Genomic DNA, 20,783 nt, shown 5'->3' on the forward strand with positions numbered 1-20,783 from the left:
CGGCTCAGAGGGCGGCCCGGGCGAACTGCTGGTTCTGCCCACCATTGCACGGATACTGCTTGAACTGGACGTCCTCGCCCTGCGACGAACTCGGCAGATCCATGCACTTACCCGAATGCCGGGCCACCAGCCGCCGCTGACCGCCTGGATCCGCCACTGCTGGTTGGCGCCGGACGTCACCGTCAAAGCGACGGAAGGGGCGCCCGCATAGGCGATAGCGTCCCGCCACTGCCCGGCCGCGACGCCGCATCGTCCACTACCGCCTCACTGACGAGGACGCCGACAACATCAACCGGCGCCGCGACGACCACGAGGTGTTCCAACGCGGCCGGATACCTCGCACTGTCCGGTCAGCCCGGCCGGGACGGCCATGTCGCCCACGTCGGGAACCGTGCGATGGCGGGCGACACGTCCCCAGCCATGGTCGTGTGCACGTTCGACGCCGGTCATGTCAACCTCCAGGTCCACCTCGACGGGAGCGACAACTAACCGAACCAGCCGATCATCGTGTTGATCCATTCGGCCAGCGACACAGGATCAGTGAAGAGGAGCACGACGATCAACGAAACCAGGAGCCCAGGAAGGGCCGCGACGTAGCCGAGAACGAGTCCGGCCACCGCCATGCCGTGACCACCACTCCCGAGGCCGCGTTTGGTCTGACGCCTGGCCGCGTGGCCCAAGGCGATGGCCGCGATGGATGGAAGGCCAAACAGGCACCAGCTGCCCACAAGCCCGATGATCCCGAAGACGAGACTGGCGGTCGCTATTGCCGACGTCGGATGTGGGGAGGGAATTTGCTGGGGAGGGACGGGATAACCGGGGTCTCCGTCTCTTTCGGATAAGTGCATCTCGTTCCATTCACAGAGGACTCAGGCGTCACATTGTCCTACCTCGCCGTCGGCGATCAAGAGCTGAGGGAGACGACGCCCGGCGATGGGTGGCATGCGACCGGTGCGGTGTCAGGCCCGACCCGCAAGGGAATCTCCCGGCCAAGCACTTCGACGTGGGCCGGCCGTACACGAACGACCTGGGCAATCCGCTGGCAATGGTGGGTCTGCGAACACAAGTGGTCCCGCGACGACCCGTGGTGGACGCACGGCCGGATGGTCGAGAAGATTCTTCGTGCCGAAACGGTACAGCTACGAGTTCGTGGACGGGCCGGTGCTCGGCTGGATGAAGAAGCCCGAGGGCGACTCCCGCCAGGTGGAGCTCACACTCAAGCGGCGGCGGCTCGGTCGCCCGCACCGGAAGCGGGCGAAGTGGGCGTGGGTCGTGGACTGGGAGGCCCCGAACGGCGACATCCCCACCAAGCCGCACAGCCCCAACCGGATCACCGCCTCGGCCGTGAAGGTGCGCCCTCTATGTCAGAGGCGGCCGGTTCCCCTCTTGTCTGCTCATCCTTCGCGCCGTCCTCGGCCGACTCGTCCCGCGTCAGCACCGCGCCGTCGGGTCCAACCTCCACATACCAGTCCGGTGGCCACTCCTCCCGGTTCGTCACCCGCGCTCCTTGCATTTCTATATAGGCGTGCCGGGGAGAGAGCATCTCATGGAAACAAGCGACGCTGTTGAAGGTCGCCCCGAAGAAATCCGCCTCATTGACACGGCAAAATCTGAGAGAGAAGTCGAGTAACGTGGCGCCCCTCAGATTGAGGGAGATGCCTGGCCAGAAGAGGGCTGACCGTGGAAAGGCTCCCACCAGGGACGCTTCTTCCACTCCAGGTGATCGGCCAGGAGACGCTGGGCGGTTAGCCGGACCTGCCGTTCGTCTCGGCTCCAGCTGTCGTATCAGAATCGTCGCTTCCTGAGAAGGGACACCCCAAGCGCTAAGGCGACTCCCGCACCAAAGGCGGCGAGTGTCCTCTGCTGCGTTGATGCGGCTTTGGGGTGGTCCTGAAAGCCTGGAAAGTTCTCGCGAAACTGCGCTGCTGCCCTCGCCGCACGACAGCAATCGTGCAGGCCATCCTCGTCCTCGAAGGTGTCAAAGCGGACCGCTACTCAGGATGAAAAGGGCTCATTGGTCCTCCATCGTGGTCAGGTGGCGCGTACGTTCCAGGAATCGCTTTCTCCGCGTCGAAGCGGAGAACACATTCACCGAATCGGGGCCGGCCAACGGTGACTCAATCATCGCCACTTCTCATTTCGAGGCGCCGGTGATTTATCGGCGACGGGAATTCCCGATCGCATGCGCACGCCGAATCCCTTTCATAGGACCGAGTTGAGGCTCGGGCCATAAAAATGACGTCAAGCCGCCCTCGACCGCTCATCACACGCGGCCGTCCGCCGATCCCGCGAGCGGCCGCCGTCGAACCGACCGGGCGCCCTGGCCGTACCAGGCTCAGGAACGGCCGTCCGGCTTTGTCGGTACGCCCGTGTATGGTCGGCCACCGGTCATCCGAGAAACAGGAGTCAGCAGTGTCCCCCACCAACGAACTAGTGGTTAACCACAGATTCCTGGCCTTCCTGTACGACGATCCGTACTATCCGGACCCCGTCCTCGACAAGGGAAAAGCGATCCTGCTGCGGCTGTGCGAACGGATCGAAGCCGAGCAGCCATCGGACCTGCCGGAGCTGTACGTGCTCACGACGGCAGCGACCGACGAGTTCAACGCCCTGATGGAGGATTTCGACGCGGCGGACAGCGATATCGACACCGTGGCGCGAGAGGAGATAGCCGAGGACTTCTGGTTCGTGGCGTCGGCATATGGATTCGCGGACGCGGACGTGGAGAAGCTGATCGCCACACGTGACTGGTGAACGTCATGAAGCGTCGTAAGCGTGCACCGGCGGCCACGTACGATCGCGCCGCGCGGGAAGCCCGGTCAGCCTGAAGGCGGACGCTCCACGAGGTCACGAGCGAGATCGACCAGGTGGGTCAGGAACAGGGTCCGGCCGCCGCTTCCCGGAAGCGGGACATGCAGGGGCTCGGTCCAGTGCGCCGGGATCGCCGCCGGTCCGTACACGGCTCCGGCCAGCCCGCCGGTGACCGCGGCGACGGTGTCGGTGTCGCCGCCGAGATCGATCGCGGCCCGGATCGCGTCCTCGTAGTCATCGATGGTACGCACGGCCCATACGGCTGAGCCGAGACAGGGCCAGACCGCTCCGTTGAACTCGGTCGCCTGGTCGGGATGCCAGTCGGGGGCGAGGACGATGGCGTACCGCTCACGATGATCGGGCTGCACGGCCGCGAGCGTCTGGCCGAGGTCCGTCAGCGGATCCGCGCCGTCGAGGGCGACCCGGACGAGGTCGTGAAAGATCGCGCTGCCCTCCCACGCGGCCGGGTCGCCGTGGGTCAGAGCGGCGATCCACCGAGCGGCGTCCATGGCGGCCTGCCGCCCCCCGTGGGCGAAATACACCGCCGACGGGGGTGGCCCGCATCAACGCGCCGTTGCCCGCGGCCCGCCGGCCGCTTCGGTAATGATCGGCGGCGGCCTGATCCCAGGGCAGGCCCCGACCCAGGACGTCCTGAGTCTGCAGCCCGATGTCCTTGGGCTCATCGGCGGCCCACCGCCGGAAACGGGCGAATATATCCGGCAGATCCAGCCCGCCGCGTTCCAGCAGCGATTCCGCGACGTGAACGGCCATCTGCGGGTGGCCTCCCCGGCGTCCCAGCCGCCACCACCACTCATCTCGCCCCCGGCGCCTCGTACCGGAAAGCGAGCGGAGAACGCGCCCGCGGGCCCGAACTCGAAAGGAGCACCCAGGGCGTCTCCGACAGCCGACCCGACGACCGCGCCGACGGCACGCTCCACAAGATTCACATTCCACAGGCTAGTGGCGGCGACGGTGAGTGCGGCGATGCGCTTTGGAATGAGCAGGTCGGTCCAGGAGAAGCCCCTGTCGTACGTCGATAGTCAGAACCCGAAGCGGGCGTGGGGGCAAGAAGGCGGGTGGGGGCACGCGATCTTCGAGGGGCCTTGGCCCGGTTCGGTGACGGTGCGCTTGCGGGGGTGACCCGGAGTTCGTGTCCGGCCGCGGTGAGCGAGGGTTCTCCTGCGCCTCAGGCGGCTAGTTAGTAAGCATTCCTGACTTAATAGGGACCTTTACGAAACCCGGCGGGCGTGGTCAAGGGATAGAACTCGACCCAATGTCAGATTAACGACACTCGGTGTAAGCGTTCACGTATGTGTAACGCGGTATTGGGTCTTGCGCTACAGCGATCGGCAACTTACGATCCGCCCTAAGTTAGGAAACCTTCCTAACCATTGGCTAGCCGGGTGGAAGCACTCACGTCCTCGGAGGCTTGCACCCACCCCCTACCCTCGCCAGGAGCGCCAATGTCACGTGTGGTGCACCCATCACCCCCCAACCGCACTCGCCCTGGGCGGCGCCGTTCGTTAGTGGCGGCCGCTGTCACAGTGCTCACGCTCGCCGTACAGCCCCTGGCCGGCGCGGTCTCCCCGGCCGCGGCGACCACCGAACCCAAGGCGACCAAGGCCAAGACCGCCGCCGCTGCCGCGGTCGGCGCCAACGCTGCGATTCCCGACCTGACCAGCGCCAACCGCCGCGCGCCCGTCACCGGCCTGCCCGACTGGAGCAAGGCGGGCTATCGCGGAGGCATGGCCCTGCCGGAGGCGGCCCAGGCGCACCCCGACGCCGCCTGCCACATCACCGCGGACGAGTTGGCCAGCCAGTTCAACGTACGGGCCGGCGGGGCCGACGCCACCACCGGGCTGCAGGCCGCGATCGACCAGATCAGGACCAACTGCACCCCGGGGGCGAGCTACACCCGGTTGTCGTCCATCACCCTGCCCGAGGGCCGGATCACCGTGACCAGGCAGCTCGGCCTGGACGCCAGCTACCTCGTGCTCAAGGGCGCGGGCATGGGCAGGACGATCCTGGCCTTCCGTCCGGACACCAACACCCGTTACGACACGCTCACCCCGGACGGGAGCGACTGGGACGAGGACGGCGCGACGCACGGCTCGGGCAAGGGCGGCTGGACGTGGCCCGGCCGCGGCCTGATCCGCGTGCAGTCGCGTGAGGTGGCGAGCCGGTACGCCAGCGAGTACGCCTCCGCCCCCGCCAACCGCAAGGACATCTTCGAAGGCAGCATCAACCAGCACTGGGCCAGCGGCGTCCCGCTGCGGGAGGCCTCGGCCGTCGGGTCCAACGTGATCAGGCTGGCCACCAACGCCAACATGAGCCAGTTCCAGGTCGGCGGCTTCCTGTGGGTGGGCGCGGCCAACAGCATCAGGTTCTACCAGCAGCAGACGGTGACCAACACCGAGCAGTACATGAACCTGCACATGCGGCAACAGATCTTCCAGATCACCGCGGTGGACGCCACCGGCCGCAACCTCACCATCGACAAGCCCCTGGAGTACGACCTTCCGCTCAACTCCACGTCCGACGGCTCCGCGGCCATCGACGGGACGGTCTACCCCAGCCGGGTCACCCCGCTCAAGGCGATCCAGGGCGTCGGCATCGAGGACTTGACCATCACCCAGGACATGACCAACATGCCCAAGCTCGGTGGTGGCACGTACAACCTGACCCGGGCCGAGGCCCAGCAGAACTACGGGAACATGGCCCCCGAGTACGCCCTGCACGGCATCGTGCTGAAGTGGGCGGCCAACTCGTGGATCCGCCGGGTCGGCACGGACATGACCGGTTCGCACCCCATCGTCACGGAGAGCGCGAAGAACATCCAGGTCCAGGAGTCGGTCCTCGACGGCTCGTGGAACAAGGGCAAGGGCGGCAACGGCTACTTCCGCGGCTCACGCGTCTGGGACTCCCTGTACGCGTACAACACCAGCCGTAACCTGCGCCACTTCACCTTCCAGTGGTCGGCCGCGAACAACGTCGTCATCGGCAACGACTTCGACTCCGACCTCAACGTGCACGGCGGCTGGGAGCGGCGCAACCTGTTCGAGCAGAACAAGGTGGCCGTACCGTACGAGCACGCCTCGAAGAACTGCCGGTCCAACTGCGGCGACGAGGGCGGCGCGCCGCCGGACGACTCGTCGTGGTGGCCGATCTGGTGGGCCGCAGGACCGAAGGCGGCCAAGTGGTCGGGGTCGAGCGGTCCGCAGAACGTGTTCTACAACAACGACCTGACCAAGCAGACCACGCAGGGCGGGGCGTACCAGCCGTACTACCCGGACCGGCAGCGGATCTACCAGTTCGGCAGCGCGGCGAGCAACCCGGCCACGTTCCAGCACCTCGCGGTGAACGGCGCCACCATCCCCGACTGGGCCGGCCGGGAGACGGTGGACTACGCCAACTCCCCGAACTCCGGCGTCAACGCCACGAGGACGGACACTACGGGCTCGCTCTTCCTGAGGTCGGGAGGCGGCGGCCCGAGCGACGACACCACCGCGCCCAGCGTGCCCGGCAACCTTCGCTCGACGGGTACGACCTCCAGCAGCGTGTCCCTGGCCTGGAACGCCTCCACCGACAACGTCGGCGTCACCGGCTACGAGGTCTACCGGGGCAGCACGCTGGTGGCCACGGTCACCGGCACCAGCCACACCGACACCGGCCTGACCGCGTCCACGTCCTACACCTACACCGTCCGGGCGCGTGACGCCGCTGGCAACCGGTCGGCGGCCAGCGCGGCTGTCACCGCGCAGACGCAGGCCGGCGGCGGAGGCCCCGAGGACGGGCTCATCTCCAGAGGGAAGCCGACCACGGCATCGTCGATCGAGGGCGCGGGCTTCGAGTCCGGACTCGCGGTGGACGGCGACACCGTCAGCCGCTGGGCCTCGGCCGAGGGCAGCGACCCGCAGTGGATCCAGATCGACCTGCAAGGTTCGTACGCGATCTCCCGGGTCCGGCTGAACTGGGAGGTGGCCTTCGGCTCGGCGTACCGGATCGAGGTCTCCCCGGACGGCACGAACTGGAGCAGCATCTACTCCACCACCACGGGCGACGGCACCATCGACGACCTGACCGTCTCGGGCACCGCCCGCTACATCCGCCTGTACGGCACCGCGCGCGGCACCGCGTACGGCTACTCGCTGTACGAGTTCGACGTGTTCGGCCGTCCGGACGGCGGCAACCCGGGTGGCGACACCACGCCGCCGTCCACCCCGGGCAACCTGCGCTCCACCGGTACGACCTCCAGCAGCGTCGCGCTGGCCTGGAACGCCGCCACCGACAACGTCGGCGTCACCGGCTACGAGGTCTACCGGGGCAGCACCCAGGTGGCCACCGTCACCGGCACCACGCACACGGACACCGGCCTGACCGCGTCCACGTCGTACACGTACACCGTCCGGGCACGTGACGCCGCGGGCAACCGCTCGCCGGCCAGCGCGGCGCTCACCGTGCAGACCAGCGGCAGCAGCGGCGGCGGCACCCCGGCCGCGGCCAACGGCCAGCTCCGCGTGTGCGGCGTCCGGCTGTGCAACGAGAACAACAAGCAGATCCAGCTCCGCGGCATGAGCAGCCACGGCATCCAGTGGTACGACAACTGCCTGAACAACGCCTCGCTGGACGCCCTGGCCAACGACTGGAAGGCCGACATCTTCCGGATCTCGATGTACATCCAGGAAGGCGGCTACGAGACCAACCCCCGGCAGTTCACCGACCGGGTGCACCAGTTGATCGAGATGGCCACCGCCCGCGGCATGTACGCCCTGGTCGACTGGCACATGCTCACCCCCGGCGACCCGAACTGCAACCTCAGCCGGGCCAGGACGTTCTTCACCGAGATCGCCCAGCGGCACAACAACAAGAAGAACATCCTGTACGAGATCGCCAACGAGCCCAACGGCAGCAGCGTCACCTGGTCCGTCATCCGCAACTACGCCAACCAGCTCGTCCCGGTGATCCGCCAGCAGGACCCCGACGCCCCGATCCTGGTCGGCACCCCCGACTGGTCCTCGCTCGGCGTCTCCGGCCCCGGCGACCAGACCGACACGATCCGGGCCAACCCGGTCACCGGCACGAACATCATGTACGTCTTCCACTTCTACGCGGCCTCGCACAGCACGCCGTACCTGAACGCGCTGTCCCGCGCGGCCGACCTTCTGCCGATGTTCGTCACCGAGTTCGGCACCCAGCAAGCCTCCGGTGACGGGGGCAACAACATGAGCAGGTCACAGCAGTACATCGACCTGATGGCACAGAAAAAGATCAGTTGGGTCAACTGGAACTACTCCGACGACTCCCGTACCGGCGCGGTCTTCACCCCCGGCACCTGCCCTGGCGGCCCCTTCGCGGGGACGAGCAGGCTGAAGGAAGCCGGCGTCTGGATCCGCGACCGGATGCGCACCGCTGACGACTTCTGATCCAGAAGTCACCCGGAACGCGCGAGGGTGCGTCCCCTGCCGGACGCGCCCTCGCGTGAACCCACCGATCGCAGTACGACCCGCGCGCCCCGGGCGTGCCGGAAGAATCGGAGTGGTTTCGTGAAACCAAGCGCACGTGCGAAAACCCTCGCAATCGTGGCCATGCTGGCGGCGTCACTGCCGACGGCCGCCATCGCGTCCAGCAGCGCGGCCGACCCGCTGGTCTCCCAGGGCAAGCCCGCGACGTCCTCCTCCATCGAGGCCGCCGGCTTCGAAGCCGGCCTGGCGGTGGACGGGGACACCGGCAGCCGGTGGGCGTCGCTTGAGGGCGTCGACCCGCAGTGGATCCAGATCGACCTGGGCAGCTCGCACACGATCTCCCGGGTGCTGCTGAACTGGGAGGTGGCGTTCGGCTCGGCGTACCGGGTCGAGGTCTCGCCCAACGGCAGCTCCTGGACCAGCGTCTACTCCACCACCTCGGGTGACGGCACCATCGACGACCTGACCGTCTCGGGCACCGGCCGGTACGTCCGCGTTTACGGCACCACGCGCGGCACTCCGTACGGCTACTCGCTGTACGAGTTCGAGGTCTACGGCACCCCGGACGGCGGCAACCCGGGCGACACCACCGCGCCCAGCGTGCCCGGCAGCCTCCGCTCGACGGGTACGACCTCCAGCAGCGTGTCCCTCGCGTGGAACGCCGCGACCGACAACGTGGGCGTCACCGGCTACGAGGTGTACCGGGGGAGCACGCTGGTGGCCACGGTCACCGGCACTTCGCACACGGACACCGGGCTGAGCGTGTCCACGTCGTACACGTACACCGTCCGGGCGCGTGACGCGGCGGGCAACCGTTCGGCGGCCAGTTCGGCGGTCACCGTACAGACCGGCGGCAGCAGCGGCGGCTCCACGGTGGACGTCGCCACCGCCGCCCAGTTGAGCGCCGCGCTGTCCGCCGCCCAGCCGGGCCAGACGATCCGCCTGGCGGCCGGCGAGTACCGCGGCGCCTTCCTGGCCCAGCGCGCCGGCACGGCCTCCGCGCCGATCACCCTGACCGGCCCCACCAACGCCGTCCTGGTCAACGACGGCCCGTCCGGCACCGCCCCCTCATGCCCCGCCCCCACCAGCGGCTGGGACTCCGGCTACGGCCTCTGGCTGTTCGGCGCCAACTACTGGAGGCTGAACGGCTTCACCGTCAAGGACTCCAAGAAGGGCATCGTCCTCGACAACTCACGCAACGTGACCATCGACGGGGTCTACGTCCACCACACCGACGAAGAGGCCGTGCACTTCCGCAGGTCCTCCGCGGACGGCGTCATCCAGAACTCCCGCATCGACAACGCCGGCCTGGTCCAGCCCGGCTACGGCGAAGGCGTCTACATCGGCTCGGCCAACTCCAACTGGTCCTGCCACGGCAACTCCGGCGGCGTCGACCGCAGCGACCGCGTACGGGTGCTCAACAACGTCATCGGCCCCAACGTCGCCGCCGAGCACATCGACATCAAGGAAGGCACCTTCGACGGCGTCATCCGCGGCAACACCTTCAACGGCCGCGGAATCACCGGCCAGAACTCGGGCGACTCCTGGGTCGACGCGAAGGGCATCGGCTACCTGATCGAGAACAACACCGGCAACTTCTCCTCCCCCGGCACCTTCGCCAACGGGTACGAGACCCACAACCCCTCCACCAGCCCGTCCTTCGCCAACGGCTGCGGCAACATCTGGCGCTCCAACCGGTCGGACCTGGGCGGCGTCGGCGCGTACGCCATCAGGATCACCTCCACCTCGAAGTGCAGCGGCAACCCCAACGTCGTCTACTCCTCCAACACCGTCACCAACGCCCGCTCCGGCCTGACCAACATCCCGGTCACCCCGTAACCTCGCACTATCAGATCGAACCCCAGGCCGCCTCCGTCCATCGGAGGCGGCCTTTCCGGGTTCACTGGGCTGGGTCATCGAGCTTGCTGGCAATCCGTTCTCACGATAACCGGCAGTGATTTGTGTCATTCTCCCATGACAGAATGCGAACGCATGCCTGTCCGATAGCCGGAGAATGCCGACTATCCGTGCTCGTGCAGTTGTCGCCTGCCGATCTCTCCACGAAATGGCCTGCTAAGGTTGCCCGCAGGTCGGCATCGCGCATCAGGCCGAGGGCGTACATGGACCACCATTGGCTGACCCAGGCGTTCGCAACAAGCAACAGCCTGGTTGGGAAGTCGTCTTCGGGGCCAGTCCATTTACTGCCGTCGGCTTGAAACAGAGCGGGCTGGTCTATGGTGAGGCGGAGCAGCGACGGCCATGAGCGAGAGAGCCGTGAGAAGCATGGCGGCTGGGCCATACGCTTGGCCGATCTCGCTGAGCACAGTCCATTCGGAGCGGGGGACGAGTGTGGCGAGGGCCCGTAACGCTAGCGGCGACATGATGAGCGCGGTCACAAGAAAGAGAAGCGCCACCAGAATGAGCAAGGTCATCGTGGTGCGGCCGGCCCAGCGCCCCATCTGATCTCCCTTTGCCGGTATGAAGGCTCGACCACCTCATGATCCACTCAGCGGTTGACGTTGTCACGGTGGAGCCGGATCAGCCTGCCTCTCGCACGAAGGTCAGCATTCGGGTCAGCCCATGCGGTACGGGCTTCGCCAGGTCGCCTACCAGCCAAACGGGCCGCGTCTTGACGTGCTCGGGCAACACCCGGAGGGATTGACGTGCCGATCGGAGATCATCTAGCGTCGTGCGACCGGTTACCACCTCGGGGGAGATGACGTGAAATTACCGCCCGACGATCCGACCACCTCCTCCTTCACCGGTTACACCCGCGAGCACTGGCTCGCGGCGGCCGACGCGCTGCTGGAGGCCGTGGTGCCGTACGCGGCGCCGGGGTTCGCGCAGATCCGGCTGCCGGGTCCGGCGAGCGCGTCGGGGCCCGTACTGGACGGCCTGGAGGGCTTCGCCCGCACGTTCCTGCTGGCCGCCTTCCGCGGCCGGGACGACCTGCTCGAACGCTACGCGCGGGGCCTGGACACGGGGACCGACCCGAACTCGCCGTACGCCTGGCCCGCGATCACCGACAACTCCCAGCAGATCGTCGAGGCCGCCTCCGTCGCGCTGGCCCTGCACGAGAGCGGCCTGTACACCCACCTGTCCCCGGCCGTCCAGGAGCGGGTGGCCGGCTGGCTGGGCGGGATCAGCGGCAAGCGGGCCTGGCCGTGCAACTGGGTGCTGTTCAAGGTGATCGTCCAGCAGTTCCTGGCCAACGTCGGCGCGCCGCACCGGCCCGACGAGATCGAGGAGGCCCTGGCGCAGGTCGAGGGCTGGTACGTCGGCGACGGCTGGTACAACGACGGCGACGGCCAGAACTACGACTACTACTGCGGCTGGGCCATGCACCTGTACACGCTGTGGTACACGCGCATGTCGGGCGCCCCCGCGGACGTCTACCGTGAGCGGCTGCGTGCGTTCCTGGCCGGTTACCAGCACTTCTTCGGCTCCGACGGCGCGCCGGTGCACCAGGGGCGGTCGCTGACGTACCGGTTCGCCGCGGCGACCCCGCTGTGGCTGGGCGAGATCTTCGACGCCACGCCGCTCTCGCCCGGCACCACCCGGCGCCTGGCCAGCGGCACCCTGCGGCACTTCCTCGACCGTGGCGCCGTGGGGCCCGACGGGCTGCTCAGCCTGGGCTGGCACGGCCCGTACCTGCCGGTCACCCAGCCGTACTCGGGACCGGGCTCGCCGTACTGGGCCAGCAAGGGCTTCCTCGGGCTGCTGCTGCCCGCCGACCATCCCGTGTGGACCGCCGCCGAGGAGCCCGCCCCGGTGGACACGGCCGACCAGGTGGTGGCGCTGCCCGCGCCCGGCTGGCTGCTGCACTCGACCCGGCGCGACGGCATCGTACGGCTGCTCAACCACGGCAGCGACCGCCTCCCGCAGCCCCCGGCCCCCATCCACGACGACCCCCACTACGCCCGCCTCGCCTACGCCACCCACGCCGCCCCCGTCGTGGACGGCCCTGGCCCCTGGACACCCCGCCGCGCCCCGGAGCCGACCGGCACGACGGCCGCCGCGGAAGCGGCGGACGTGGGTGCGATCGACAACCGGGTCACCGTGATCGCGCCGGACGGGACCGCGAGCAGGCGCGGACGCATCCAGCGCATCGCCGTGACCGACCGTTTCGCCGCCTCCCGCGCCACCGACGACGCGCTGCCCGCCACCGTGGAGAGCGCCTCCATCGTGTACGGCCCGCACGAGATCCGGGTGCACCGCGTCACCGCCCCCGCCGGGCACACGGTGCGCGAGGGCGGATACGCCGTGCCCGGCGACGGCCCCGCCACCGCCATCACCCCGCTGCACGGCTGGCTCCGCACAGGCGTGTCCACGGCGGACACCGCCTTCGGCCCGGACGCGCGCACGCCCTACCTGGAGACCGACCACCCGGGCGGCACGATGCTGCTGGCCGGCGTCGTCACCCTCGGCCACGGCACGCTCACCTGCGACCTGCGGGCCGACGCCGACGGCTGCGCAATCACGTTCCCCGACGGCGAACGGGTCGAGATCCGCCTCGGCGACCATCCCCGCTACACCCGCCAGGCCCCCGACGGCACCACCGTCACCTGGGAGCCGGCCTGACGAGGTGCGGGCCGGCCGGGGCAATGCCGGGGAAAGAGTTGGCCAAGCTTTCCTGCCGGGTGCCCTGGCGGGTTTCGGGCCGCGAGCGACCTGGCGTTCCCGCTAGTGATACGCGGGTTGGTGGGTAGGGCTCCCTTGAAAGGTCATCCGATCCTGCTCGGGGAGGAAGAGATGAGCACATCAGGAGTCGGCAAGACCGTTCAGGACGTGATGCACGAGGGCGCGCAGTGCGTCGGTGAGAACGACACCCTGCGTACCGCGGCGCAGATGATGCGTGACATGTCGGTCGGCGCGTTGCCGATCTGTGGCCAGGACGACCGGCTGAAGGGCATCATCACCGACCGCGACATCGTGATCAAGTGCTGTGCCGAGGGCCATGACCTCGACCAGATCACGGCGGGCGAGTTCGCCCGCGGGCTGGTGTGGGTGGAGGCCGGCAGCAGCGTCGAGGAGGCGCTGGAGAAGATGGAGCAGCACCAGATCAAGCGGCTGCCCGTGATCGACAACCACCGCCTGGTGGGCATGATCACCGAGGCCGACCTGGCGAAGGAGCTGCCCGACAGCAAGCTCGCCGAGTTCGTGCACCGCGTCTACGCGGCCGCCTGACGCGGACGTCCGCACGCGGCCGGCGTGCGCGGGGCGCCCGGCAGGGGTCCCCGCGCGCGCCGGTCCGCGGCGGAGTGCGAGACCTGGGGGACGCAGAGATGCCGGATCCAGCATTCGCCCATGAGATGCGACAGGTCCTCGACGAGGTGTACCGCGATCAGGACAGGGCCCCCGTACGGGAGATCTACGGCCGCGCGTCGGCGCGCACACGCCTGACGGCGGACATGCTCGCGCACCTCAACGAGATCCCGGAGGGCGACTACACGCGGCGGGAGATGGTCGAGGAGATCAACAAGGTCATCCAGCGCCGGGGTGAGCAGGACAGCCTGGGCCTGCTCGACGTGCCCCCGCGGATCGAGGCCGTGGAGGACACCTGACCCCGGCGGCAGCGAATTCGTCGAGTAAACAAATGGTAGCAAATGGTATTGACGCAGGCTGTCAGGGTAGGGACACGCGCGCCGACGGGAAAAAGTCCCGTCATTTCGATGGGGGAGGTGGCGTCGACATGACCCACCAGATGGAGCAGCATCCCGACATCATCCGCATGCGCGAGAGGTACGAGGTAGCCGCGGCGAAACCGGCGGTACAGGTCGCGGACGGGCTGACCCTGCTGGCCGGACTGTTCCTGGCCGCGTCGCCGTGGATCGTGGGATTCACCGGTCACAGCGGGCTCACCGGGAACAACGTGATCACCGGCCTCACCGTGGCGCTGCTGGCGCTGGCCTTCAGCTCCGCCTTCGGCCGTACGTACGGCCTGGCCTGGACGGCACCGCTCATCGGGCTCTGGACGATCGTGGCGCCGTGGGTGATCCGGGGGGAGACCGCGACCACCGCGACGGTCGTCAGCAACGTGGTCGTCGGCGCGATCATCGCCATCCTGGGGTTCGTCACCATGAGCATGGCCATGACGAAAATGCGGTGAAAGCGGCTCCGGGCCGGACACCCATCCGGCCCGGAGCGGGGGTGAGGGACCGCACCCCCGTCGTCAGCCCTTGAGCCCGCTGAACGACATGGTCGCCACGAACTGCCGCTGCGCCACCACGAAGGCGATGATGAGCGGCATGGTGGCGACCACGTTCCCCGCCATGAGCAGCGACCACTGGGTGTGCCTGGTGCCCTGGAAGTTGGCCAGCCCCAGCTGGATCGTGTAGAGCTGGTCGTTGCTGATCGCGATCAGCGGCCAGATCAGGTCGTTCCACGAGCCCAGCAGGGTGAACACGGTGAGCGTGGCCAGCGCGGGCCTGGCCAGCGGCAATACGACCCTCCAGAACACCCCGAACGGCGAGCAGCCGTCGATGCGGGCCGCGTCCTCCAGTTCGGCGGGCAGCGAGAGGAAGAACTGCCGCATCAGGAAGATCCCGAACGCCGAGGCCAGCCAGGGGACGAAGGCCGCGGCCAGCGTGTCGATCAGGCCGATCCGGCTGAACAGGACGTACGTCGGGATCATCAGCAGCTGCGTCGGGATCATGATGGTCGCCAGGATCACCATGAACCCGGCGCCTCTGCCGAAGAACTTCAGCCGGGCGAAGCCGTACCCGGCCATCGAGCAGAGCAGCAGGTGCGAGAGCACGGCGATGGCGGACACGATGACGGTGTTCAGCAGCCAGCGCAGCGCCGAGGACTGCGCGAACAGGTCGGCGAACCCGCTCAGGACCAGCCGGCTCGGGATGAACCGGGGAGGGAACCGGTTGATGTCGCTGTCCGGCATGAACGCCGTCAGCACCATCTGCACCAGCGGCAGCGCGAACAGCAGGGCCAGCGGCATCAGCAGCAGGTGCCAGGGACTGAACGGCAGGCGCCGGATCCACGTGGGCGGGCGGGTCATCAGAAGGCCTCGATCTTGCTGCGCCGGGAGTAGAGGATCATCCCGGCGGTGATGAGCAGGGTCACGGCGAACAGCCCGTAGGCCACGGCCGAGCCGTAGCCGAACTTGGACAGCTCGAAGGCCTGGCTGTAGACGTAGTACACGATGGTCTGGGTCGCCCCCAGCGGGCCGCCCCTGGTGGTGGTGAAGACCAGGTCGAAGAGCTGCAGGGCGGTGATCGTCTGCCAGATGGCGGTGAACACCGTGACCGGGCCCAGCTGCGGCAGCGTGACGTGCCGGAACACCTGGCGGTTGTTCGCGCCGTCGATGCGCGCCGCCTCGACGACGTCCTTGGGGATGTCCTGCAGCGCGGCCAGGTACACCACGACGGAGAAGCCGACCTGGCCCCACAGCGCGATCAGGCAGATCACCAGCAACGCCTGCGACTGGCTCTCCAGGAACTGCTGCTGCGGCAGGCCGAGCACGCGCAGCGCGCTGTTGGCCGCGCCGTACTGCGGGTTGAAGACGAAGTTGGCCAGGATGCCGGTGGCCGCCGCCGAGGCCACGAACGGGATGAAGATACACGTACGGTAGAAGCCGACCAGCCGGATCGGCCGGTTCAGCGCGACCGCGATGAGCATCCCGAGGAAGATCGACGCCGGTACGAACAGCACCGTGAAGACGACCGTGTGCCTGACCGCCGCGAAGAGGTCCGGGTCCTGGGCCATGAGCTGGTAGTTCAGCCAGCCGATGGGCTTGGCGGGCGAGATCCCGTTCCACTTCTGGCGCGAGATGAGGAACGCCCAGACCGCCGGGAAGATCGACAGGCCGATGATGAGCGCGGTGGCGGGACCGGCGAACCCCCAGCCGACCAGGCTGCGGCTCAGCCACCGCGCCCGGCCGGCGGAGAGCGCCACCCGGCGGGTGGCCGGGTGGCGCCCGGCGAAGAGCAGCGACATGGTCAACCCCCGGCCAGCGCCTGGCGGGACTTGGTCGCCGCTTCGTCCAGGGCGGCCTGGGGAGTGGCCGCGCCCTGCAGCGCCTTGGCGATGGCCTCGCCAACGTATCTCGACATTTCCGGGTATCCGCTGACCGTGGGCCGCGCCTGCTTGGCGTTGTCCAGGTTGGCGACCAGCTTCTCCGCACCCGGGTAGGTCTTCACGTACTCCTCGTAGGCGGGCAGCGACTTCTCCGAGGCGCGCAGCGGCAGGTTGCCCTGGACCAGGTTCCACTTGGCGTCGCCCTCGGCCGAGGTGAGCCACTTGACCAGCTCGTAGGACCAGTAGGCCTTGTTGGCGTCACCGTTGTCGAACAGGGCCCACAGGTCCGGGCCTGACACCGTCTGGTGGTCGCCGTTGGTGCCGGGCAGCATGGTGACCCCGTACTTCGTCTTCTTCTGCTTGAGCTGGAGGAGCTCCCACGGGCCCGAGATGATCATGCCGATCCGGCCGTCCTCGAACAACGCCGGGTAACGCTGGTCGGTCTGGTCGAGGTAGACGCTCTTGTCGTCGATCGTCATGGCCCGCAGGAACTCCAGCGCCGCCACCCCCTGCGGGGAGTTGAACGCGGCCTGCTTCTGGTCGGCCGACAGGATGGCGCCGCCGCGCTGCCAGAGCAGCGGCCACAGGTGCCAGGTGGTGTCCTCGGTGCCGCTCACCGAGTAGGCGGTGCCGTAGATCTTCTCCGCCGGGTCGGTCAGCTTCTTCGCCGCGGCCCTGAAGTCGTCCCAGGTCCAGTCGTCGGTCGGGTACGGCACCTTCCTGGCGTCGAACACGGACTTGTTGTAGAGGAGCGCGAGGTTGTCCACGATCGCGGGGAAGCCGATGACCTGGCCGTTCGGGGTGACGGTGGTACGGGCGGCCGCGGGGAACTCCTCCCACTTGACGGCGGGGTCCTTGACCTTGTCCGTGATGTCGAGGGTCTTGCCGGACTCCTGGAGCTGCGAGGCCCAACTCCCGAAAGCGTACGAAATATCCGGATAAACCCCGCTGGCGAAGCCCGCCGACAGCTTCTGCAGCAGATCGTCGGTGGTGGACGCGCCCGAGGAGACGTCAATGGTGACGTTGGGATGCGCCCGGGTGAACTCGGCGGCCAGTCCTTCCAAGATCTTCTCGGCGTCGGTGGTCTGGCCCGTCCACCAGGTGAGCTGCACCTTCGCCTGAGGGTCCACCGTCTTGGCGCCCTGTTCCGGCGATCCCCCGCAGCTGGAGACCGCCAAAGTGATCGCGGCGACCAGTGCTGTCACGGTTGTTCTTCGCACTGTGGATGCTCCTCCCGGATGTTGGAGCCAATCATGGTTGCTTTCGAAGTCTTGTCAATACCTTCGATGAATCGCAAGGGTTGACAACGTTTCACAAAGCCTGGGACTGTGCCGTGGTGTCCAGAACGACGTTCGATCTTCTTGTCGTGGGCGACGCCAATCCGGACGTGATCGTGTCGGGTTCGCCTCGTCATCCCGCGTTCGGCCAGCACGAACAGCTCGTGCCCGCGGCCGGGCTGGTGCTGGGCGGCTCGGGTGCGATCACCGCGTACGGGGCCGCCAGGCTCGGGTTGCGCACCGCGTTCGTGGGACGGGTGGGGGACGACCCCGCCGGAGCCTTCGTCCTGGACTGCCTGCGAAGCGGAGGCGTGGACGTGTCCGGCTGCGTCGTCGATCCCGGCGCGCCCACCGCCATGACGGTGGTGCTGGTGGACGGCGACGACCGGGCCATCCTCACCGCCCCGGGCTGCCTCGACCGGCTCGCGGCGGCGGACGTGCCACCGGGGCTGATCGAGCGGACCGCGCACGTTCACGTCTCGTCGTACTTCCTGCAGCCGCTGCTGGCCGCCGGGCTGCCAGGACTGTTCGGCCTGGCGCGGGCCGCGGGCGCGTCCACCTCGCTCGACACCAACGACGACCCGGCGGGCCGGTGGGCGGGGCTGGACGAGGCGCTCCCCGTCACCGACGTGCTCCTCCCCAACGAGTCCGAGGCCCTGTCCATCGCGGCGTCCGTCTCGGCTCCCACCTCCGCGACCGCTCCGGCTCCCGCGTCCGGGACCGGTCCGGCTCCCGCGTCCAAGACCGGTCCGGCCGGCTCCCCGGCGGAGACCTCGGATGCCGTCTCGGATGCCGTCTCGGAGGCCGCGGGTCTGGAGCAGGCCGTGCGTGCGCTGGCCGCCATGGGGACGTTGCCCGTGGTCAAGCGCGGCGGGCGGGGCGCGCTCGCCTTCGCCGACGGCGAGTTCATCGAGACGCCCGCCCGGCCCGCGACCGTGGTCGACGCCGTCGGCGCGGGCGACAGCTTCAACGCCGGGCTGCTGGCCGCGCTGCTGCGCGGTCTCCCGCTCCGGCGCAGCCTCGCCGTGGCCGTGGCCTGCGGCACCCTTTCCACCCGCGCCGCGGGGGGCACCGCGGCGCAGCCCACCTGGGAGGAAGCAACCAGATGAAGAAGATCGTGTTCGTCGGGGCGGGAAGCGTCGTCTTCACCCAGGGCCTGCTCGCCGACCTGGTGAAATTTCCGGAACTGCACGGCACACACATCGCCCTGCACGACATCGACGCCGAACGCCTCCAGGTGGCCGAGGCCGTGGCCCGCCGCATCACGAACGGCGCGGCCACCGTCACCGCCCACCTCGACCGGCGCGCGGCGCTCGACGGGGCCGACTTCGTGATCAACATGGTCCAGGTCGGCGGCTACGACGCCACCGTCACCGACTTCGAGATCCCCGCCAGATACGGCCTGCGCCAGACCATCGCCGACACCATCGGCGTCGGCGGCGTGTTCCGCGCCCTGCGCACGTTCCCCCTGCTGGACGCGCTGGCCGCGGACATCGCCGCCGTGTGCCCCGACACGCTGCTGCTCAACTACACCAACCCGATGGCCATGAACGTCTGGTACCTGTCCGGCAAGGTCAGGAACGTCGTCGGCCTCTGCCACTCGGTCTACTGGACCATGCGGGGGCTCGCCGAACTGGTGTCGGTGCCGTACGAGGAGATCTCCTACGTCGCGGCAGGGGTGAACCACCAGGCGTGGGTGCTGCGCTTCGAGCGCGACGGAGAGGACCTCTATCCGCGCCTCGACGCCGACGACCCCGAGCTGCGGCGGCGGGTGCGGATCGACATGTACCGGCGGCTCGGCTACTACCCGACGGAGACGAGTGAGCACTCGGCCGAGTACGTCCCCTGGCTGATGCACCACGACGCCGAGCTCGACCGGCTGCGCATCCCGGTGGGGGAGTACCTGCGGGTCAGCGAGCAGAACCTGCGCCAGTACGAGCTCACCCGCGACCTCGTACGGAACGGCGGCGAACTCGACCTCGCCGGCACCGACGAGTACGCCCCGCAGATCATCCACAGCATCGTCACCGGCACGCCCCGGGTCGTCTACGGCAACGTCGTCAACGACGGGCTGATCTCGAACCTGCCGCCCGGCTGCGTGGTGGAGGTCCCCTGCGCGGTGGACGCCACCGGCGTGCGCCCCACCGCGATCGGTGCCCTGCCCCCGCAGTGCGCGGCGCTGAACCGGAGCTACGTGAGCGTCAACGAGCTGACGGTGCGCGCGGCGCTCGAAGGCCGGCCCGAGCATGTCAGGCACGCCCTGATGGTCGACCCGAACACCGCCGCGTCGCTCCCGCTGGAGGACATCTGGCGGCTGGCCGACGACCTGACGCGCGCCCACGGCGACCTGCTCCCCGAGTCCCTCAGACTCTGACGCCACCGCCGAACGGACGTCCGCGACCCCGGGTGGCGCCGGGGCCGGTCAGCGGGCGACCTCGATCTCCAGGCCCTTGTCGCGCAGCGCGGCGACGACCTCCGGGTCGGCCGACTCGCCGGTGATCAGCAGGTCGATGTCGCCGATCGCGCAGATCGGCGCCATCTCCACCACGCCCAGCTTGGAGGAGTCGACGACCAGGATCTTCCTGGCCGCGGCGCGGAGCATGCGCTGCTTCATCTCCGCGTCGGGCAGGCTCACGTTCGTCACCCCGGCGACCGCGTCCACCCCGCCGCAGCTCAGGATGGCGGTGTGGGCGCGGATGCCCTCCAGCAGTTTGCCGCCCAGCGGGTCGACCAGCGAGTGCTGCTGACGCCGCAGGCTGCCGCCCGTCACCACGACCGAGATCCGGGGCAGCGCGGGCTCCAGCTCCAGCGCCGTACGCAGGCCGTTGGTGAACACGGTCACCTCCGTCAGGTCGGAGCGCGCGACCAGCTCCCTGGCCACGGAGGCGGTCGTCGTGCCCGCCCCCATCAGCACGCTCTCCCCGGACCCGACCAGGCGCGCGGCCACCTTCGCGATGAGCGACTTCTCCACCGCCGCCGTGCCCAGCGACAGCTCGAACGAAGCCTCCACGTGCGGCGCGGGCGCGGCCGACACCGCTCCGCCGCGCACCCGGCGTACCTTGCCCTGCTCCTCCAGCGCGTCCAGGTCGGCCCGGACCGTCACGCTGGACACCCCGAACGCCTCCGCCAGCTCGGCGACCCGGGCGAACTCCTGCTCGGTCAGTAACGCCAGCATGCGTTCGCGCCGGACCTCGGTCGGCAT

17 protein-coding genes and 2 pseudogenes are annotated in these 20,783 nt (G+C 68.7%); 10 read left to right on the forward strand and 9 right to left on the reverse strand.

The window, feature by feature from the left end:
• Positions 1–4: 4 nt before the first annotated feature.
• Both BLS95_RS59165 and BLS95_RS30660 read right to left on the reverse strand, forming a co-directional pair.
• Positions 5–250: an RICIN domain-containing protein gene (locus BLS95_RS59165; protein ID WP_090939140.1), complete on the reverse strand. Its 246-nt coding sequence runs from the start codon at positions 248–250 to the stop codon at positions 5–7.
• Positions 251–485: 235 nt separating this feature from the next.
• On the reverse strand, positions 486–848 hold the full coding sequence (locus tag BLS95_RS30660; RefSeq protein WP_090939143.1) for a DUF4190 domain-containing protein: 363 nt from the start codon (positions 846–848) through the stop codon (positions 486–488).
• A gap of 1,042 nt (positions 849–1,890) precedes the next feature.
• Between BLS95_RS30660 and BLS95_RS54485 the strand changes: the two are divergent.
• Together BLS95_RS54485 and BLS95_RS30670 are read left to right on the forward strand one after the other, a co-directional pair.
• Positions 1,891–2,004, forward strand: a pseudogene (locus tag BLS95_RS54485) (IS5/IS1182 family transposase); the annotation flags it as partial.
• A 408-nt stretch (positions 2,005–2,412) separates the two neighbouring features.
• On the forward strand, positions 2,413–2,754 hold the full coding sequence (locus BLS95_RS30670; RefSeq protein ID WP_090939149.1) for a DUF5713 family protein: 342 nt from the start codon (positions 2,413–2,415) through the stop codon (positions 2,752–2,754).
• A 65-nt stretch (positions 2,755–2,819) separates the two neighbouring features.
• On the opposite strand, the gene BLS95_RS57045 is transcribed toward BLS95_RS30670, so the two are convergent.
• Together BLS95_RS57045 and BLS95_RS59900 are read right to left on the reverse strand one after the other, a co-directional pair.
• The gene (locus tag BLS95_RS57045) at positions 2,820–3,353 is read right to left on the reverse strand and encodes an ADP-ribosylglycohydrolase family protein (RefSeq protein WP_281250049.1); all 534 of its coding nucleotides are present in this window, start codon (positions 3,351–3,353) and stop codon (positions 2,820–2,822) included.
• 1 nt (position 3,354) lies between these two features.
• Positions 3,355–3,758 (reverse strand): annotated as a pseudogene (locus BLS95_RS59900) (ADP-ribosylglycohydrolase family protein); the annotation flags it as partial.
• Positions 3,759–4,337: 579 nt separating this feature from the next.
• Between BLS95_RS59900 and BLS95_RS58185 the strand changes: the two are divergent.
• Both BLS95_RS58185 and BLS95_RS57060 read left to right on the forward strand, forming a co-directional pair.
• Positions 4,338–8,234, forward strand: coding sequence for a cellulase family glycosylhydrolase (locus BLS95_RS58185; RefSeq protein WP_245765384.1), 3,897 nt, complete (start codon positions 4,338–4,340; stop codon positions 8,232–8,234).
• A gap of 162 nt (positions 8,235–8,396) precedes the next feature.
• Positions 8,397–10,112 carry a discoidin domain-containing protein gene (locus BLS95_RS57060; RefSeq protein WP_218136058.1) on the forward strand — a complete coding sequence of 572 codons (1,716 nt, stop codon included), beginning with the start codon at positions 8,397–8,399 and terminating at the stop codon, positions 10,110–10,112.
• Positions 10,113–10,212: 100 nt separating this feature from the next.
• On the opposite strand, the gene BLS95_RS59905 is transcribed toward BLS95_RS57060, so the two are convergent.
• A complete protein-coding gene (locus tag BLS95_RS59905) occupies positions 10,213–10,572 on the reverse strand; it encodes a DUF6082 family protein (protein ID WP_425434757.1) in 360 nt (119 codons plus the stop codon).
• A gap of 422 nt (positions 10,573–10,994) precedes the next feature.
• Here BLS95_RS59905 and BLS95_RS30700 point away from each other — a divergent pair, with 422 nt between their 5' ends.
• The 4 genes from BLS95_RS30700 (at position 10,995) to BLS95_RS30715 (ending at position 14,382) form a co-directional block, all read left to right on the forward strand.
• The gene (locus BLS95_RS30700; RefSeq protein ID WP_090939154.1) at positions 10,995–12,854 is read left to right on the forward strand and encodes a DUF2264 domain-containing protein; all 1,860 of its coding nucleotides are present in this window, start codon (positions 10,995–10,997) and stop codon (positions 12,852–12,854) included.
• Positions 12,855–13,025: 171 nt separating this feature from the next.
• The gene (locus BLS95_RS30705; RefSeq protein WP_090939157.1) at positions 13,026–13,460 is read left to right on the forward strand and encodes a CBS domain-containing protein; all 435 of its coding nucleotides are present in this window, start codon (positions 13,026–13,028) and stop codon (positions 13,458–13,460) included.
• A 98-nt stretch (positions 13,461–13,558) separates the two neighbouring features.
• Positions 13,559–13,837: a hypothetical protein gene (locus tag BLS95_RS30710; protein ID WP_143043922.1), complete on the forward strand. Its 279-nt coding sequence runs from the start codon at positions 13,559–13,561 to the stop codon at positions 13,835–13,837.
• A 128-nt stretch (positions 13,838–13,965) separates the two neighbouring features.
• Entirely contained in the window at positions 13,966–14,382 is a 417-nt protein-coding gene (locus BLS95_RS30715; protein ID WP_218136059.1) for an SPW repeat protein, read from the forward strand.
• Positions 14,383–14,445: 63 nt separating this feature from the next.
• Here the strand turns inward: BLS95_RS30715 and BLS95_RS30720 are convergent, their stop codons facing one another.
• From BLS95_RS30720 to BLS95_RS30730, 3 genes are read right to left on the reverse strand one after another with little or no spacing between them, the layout of a single operon-like run.
• Complete coding sequence (locus BLS95_RS30720; RefSeq protein ID WP_090939165.1) at positions 14,446–15,285, reverse strand: carbohydrate ABC transporter permease; 840 nt, start codon at positions 15,283–15,285, stop codon at positions 14,446–14,448.
• Complete coding sequence (locus BLS95_RS30725; RefSeq protein WP_090939167.1) at positions 15,285–16,223, reverse strand: carbohydrate ABC transporter permease; 939 nt, start codon at positions 16,221–16,223, stop codon at positions 15,285–15,287. The genes BLS95_RS30720 and BLS95_RS30725 overlap by 1 nt, the downstream gene beginning before the upstream one ends.
• Positions 16,224–16,225: 2 nt before the next feature.
• On the reverse strand, positions 16,226–17,524 hold the full coding sequence (locus BLS95_RS30730) for an ABC transporter substrate-binding protein (RefSeq protein ID WP_090939170.1): 1,299 nt from the start codon (positions 17,522–17,524) through the stop codon (positions 16,226–16,228).
• 116 nt (positions 17,525–17,640) lie between these two features.
• Between BLS95_RS30730 and BLS95_RS30735 the strand changes: the two genes are divergently transcribed.
• Together BLS95_RS30735 and melA are read left to right on the forward strand one after the other, a co-directional pair.
• The gene (locus BLS95_RS30735; protein ID WP_218136060.1) at positions 17,641–18,690 is read left to right on the forward strand and encodes a carbohydrate kinase family protein; all 1,050 of its coding nucleotides are present in this window, start codon (positions 17,641–17,643) and stop codon (positions 18,688–18,690) included.
• Positions 18,687–19,955: an alpha-glucosidase/alpha-galactosidase gene (gene melA / locus BLS95_RS30740; protein ID WP_090939178.1), complete on the forward strand. Its 1,269-nt coding sequence runs from the start codon at positions 18,687–18,689 to the stop codon at positions 19,953–19,955. Before BLS95_RS30735 ends, melA begins: the two co-directional genes overlap by 4 nt.
• Positions 19,956–20,003: 48 nt before the next feature.
• Here melA and BLS95_RS30745 read toward each other — a convergent pair whose 3' ends face one another.
• Positions 20,004–20,783 (reverse strand): DeoR/GlpR family DNA-binding transcription regulator, encoded by a 780-nt coding sequence (locus tag BLS95_RS30745; RefSeq protein ID WP_218136061.1) that lies wholly within the window; start codon positions 20,781–20,783, stop codon positions 20,004–20,006.

It is taken from the genome of Nonomuraea jiangxiensis (genome assembly GCF_900099965.1).
Lineage (GTDB): Bacteria > Actinomycetota > Actinomycetes > Streptosporangiales > Streptosporangiaceae > Nonomuraea > Nonomuraea jiangxiensis.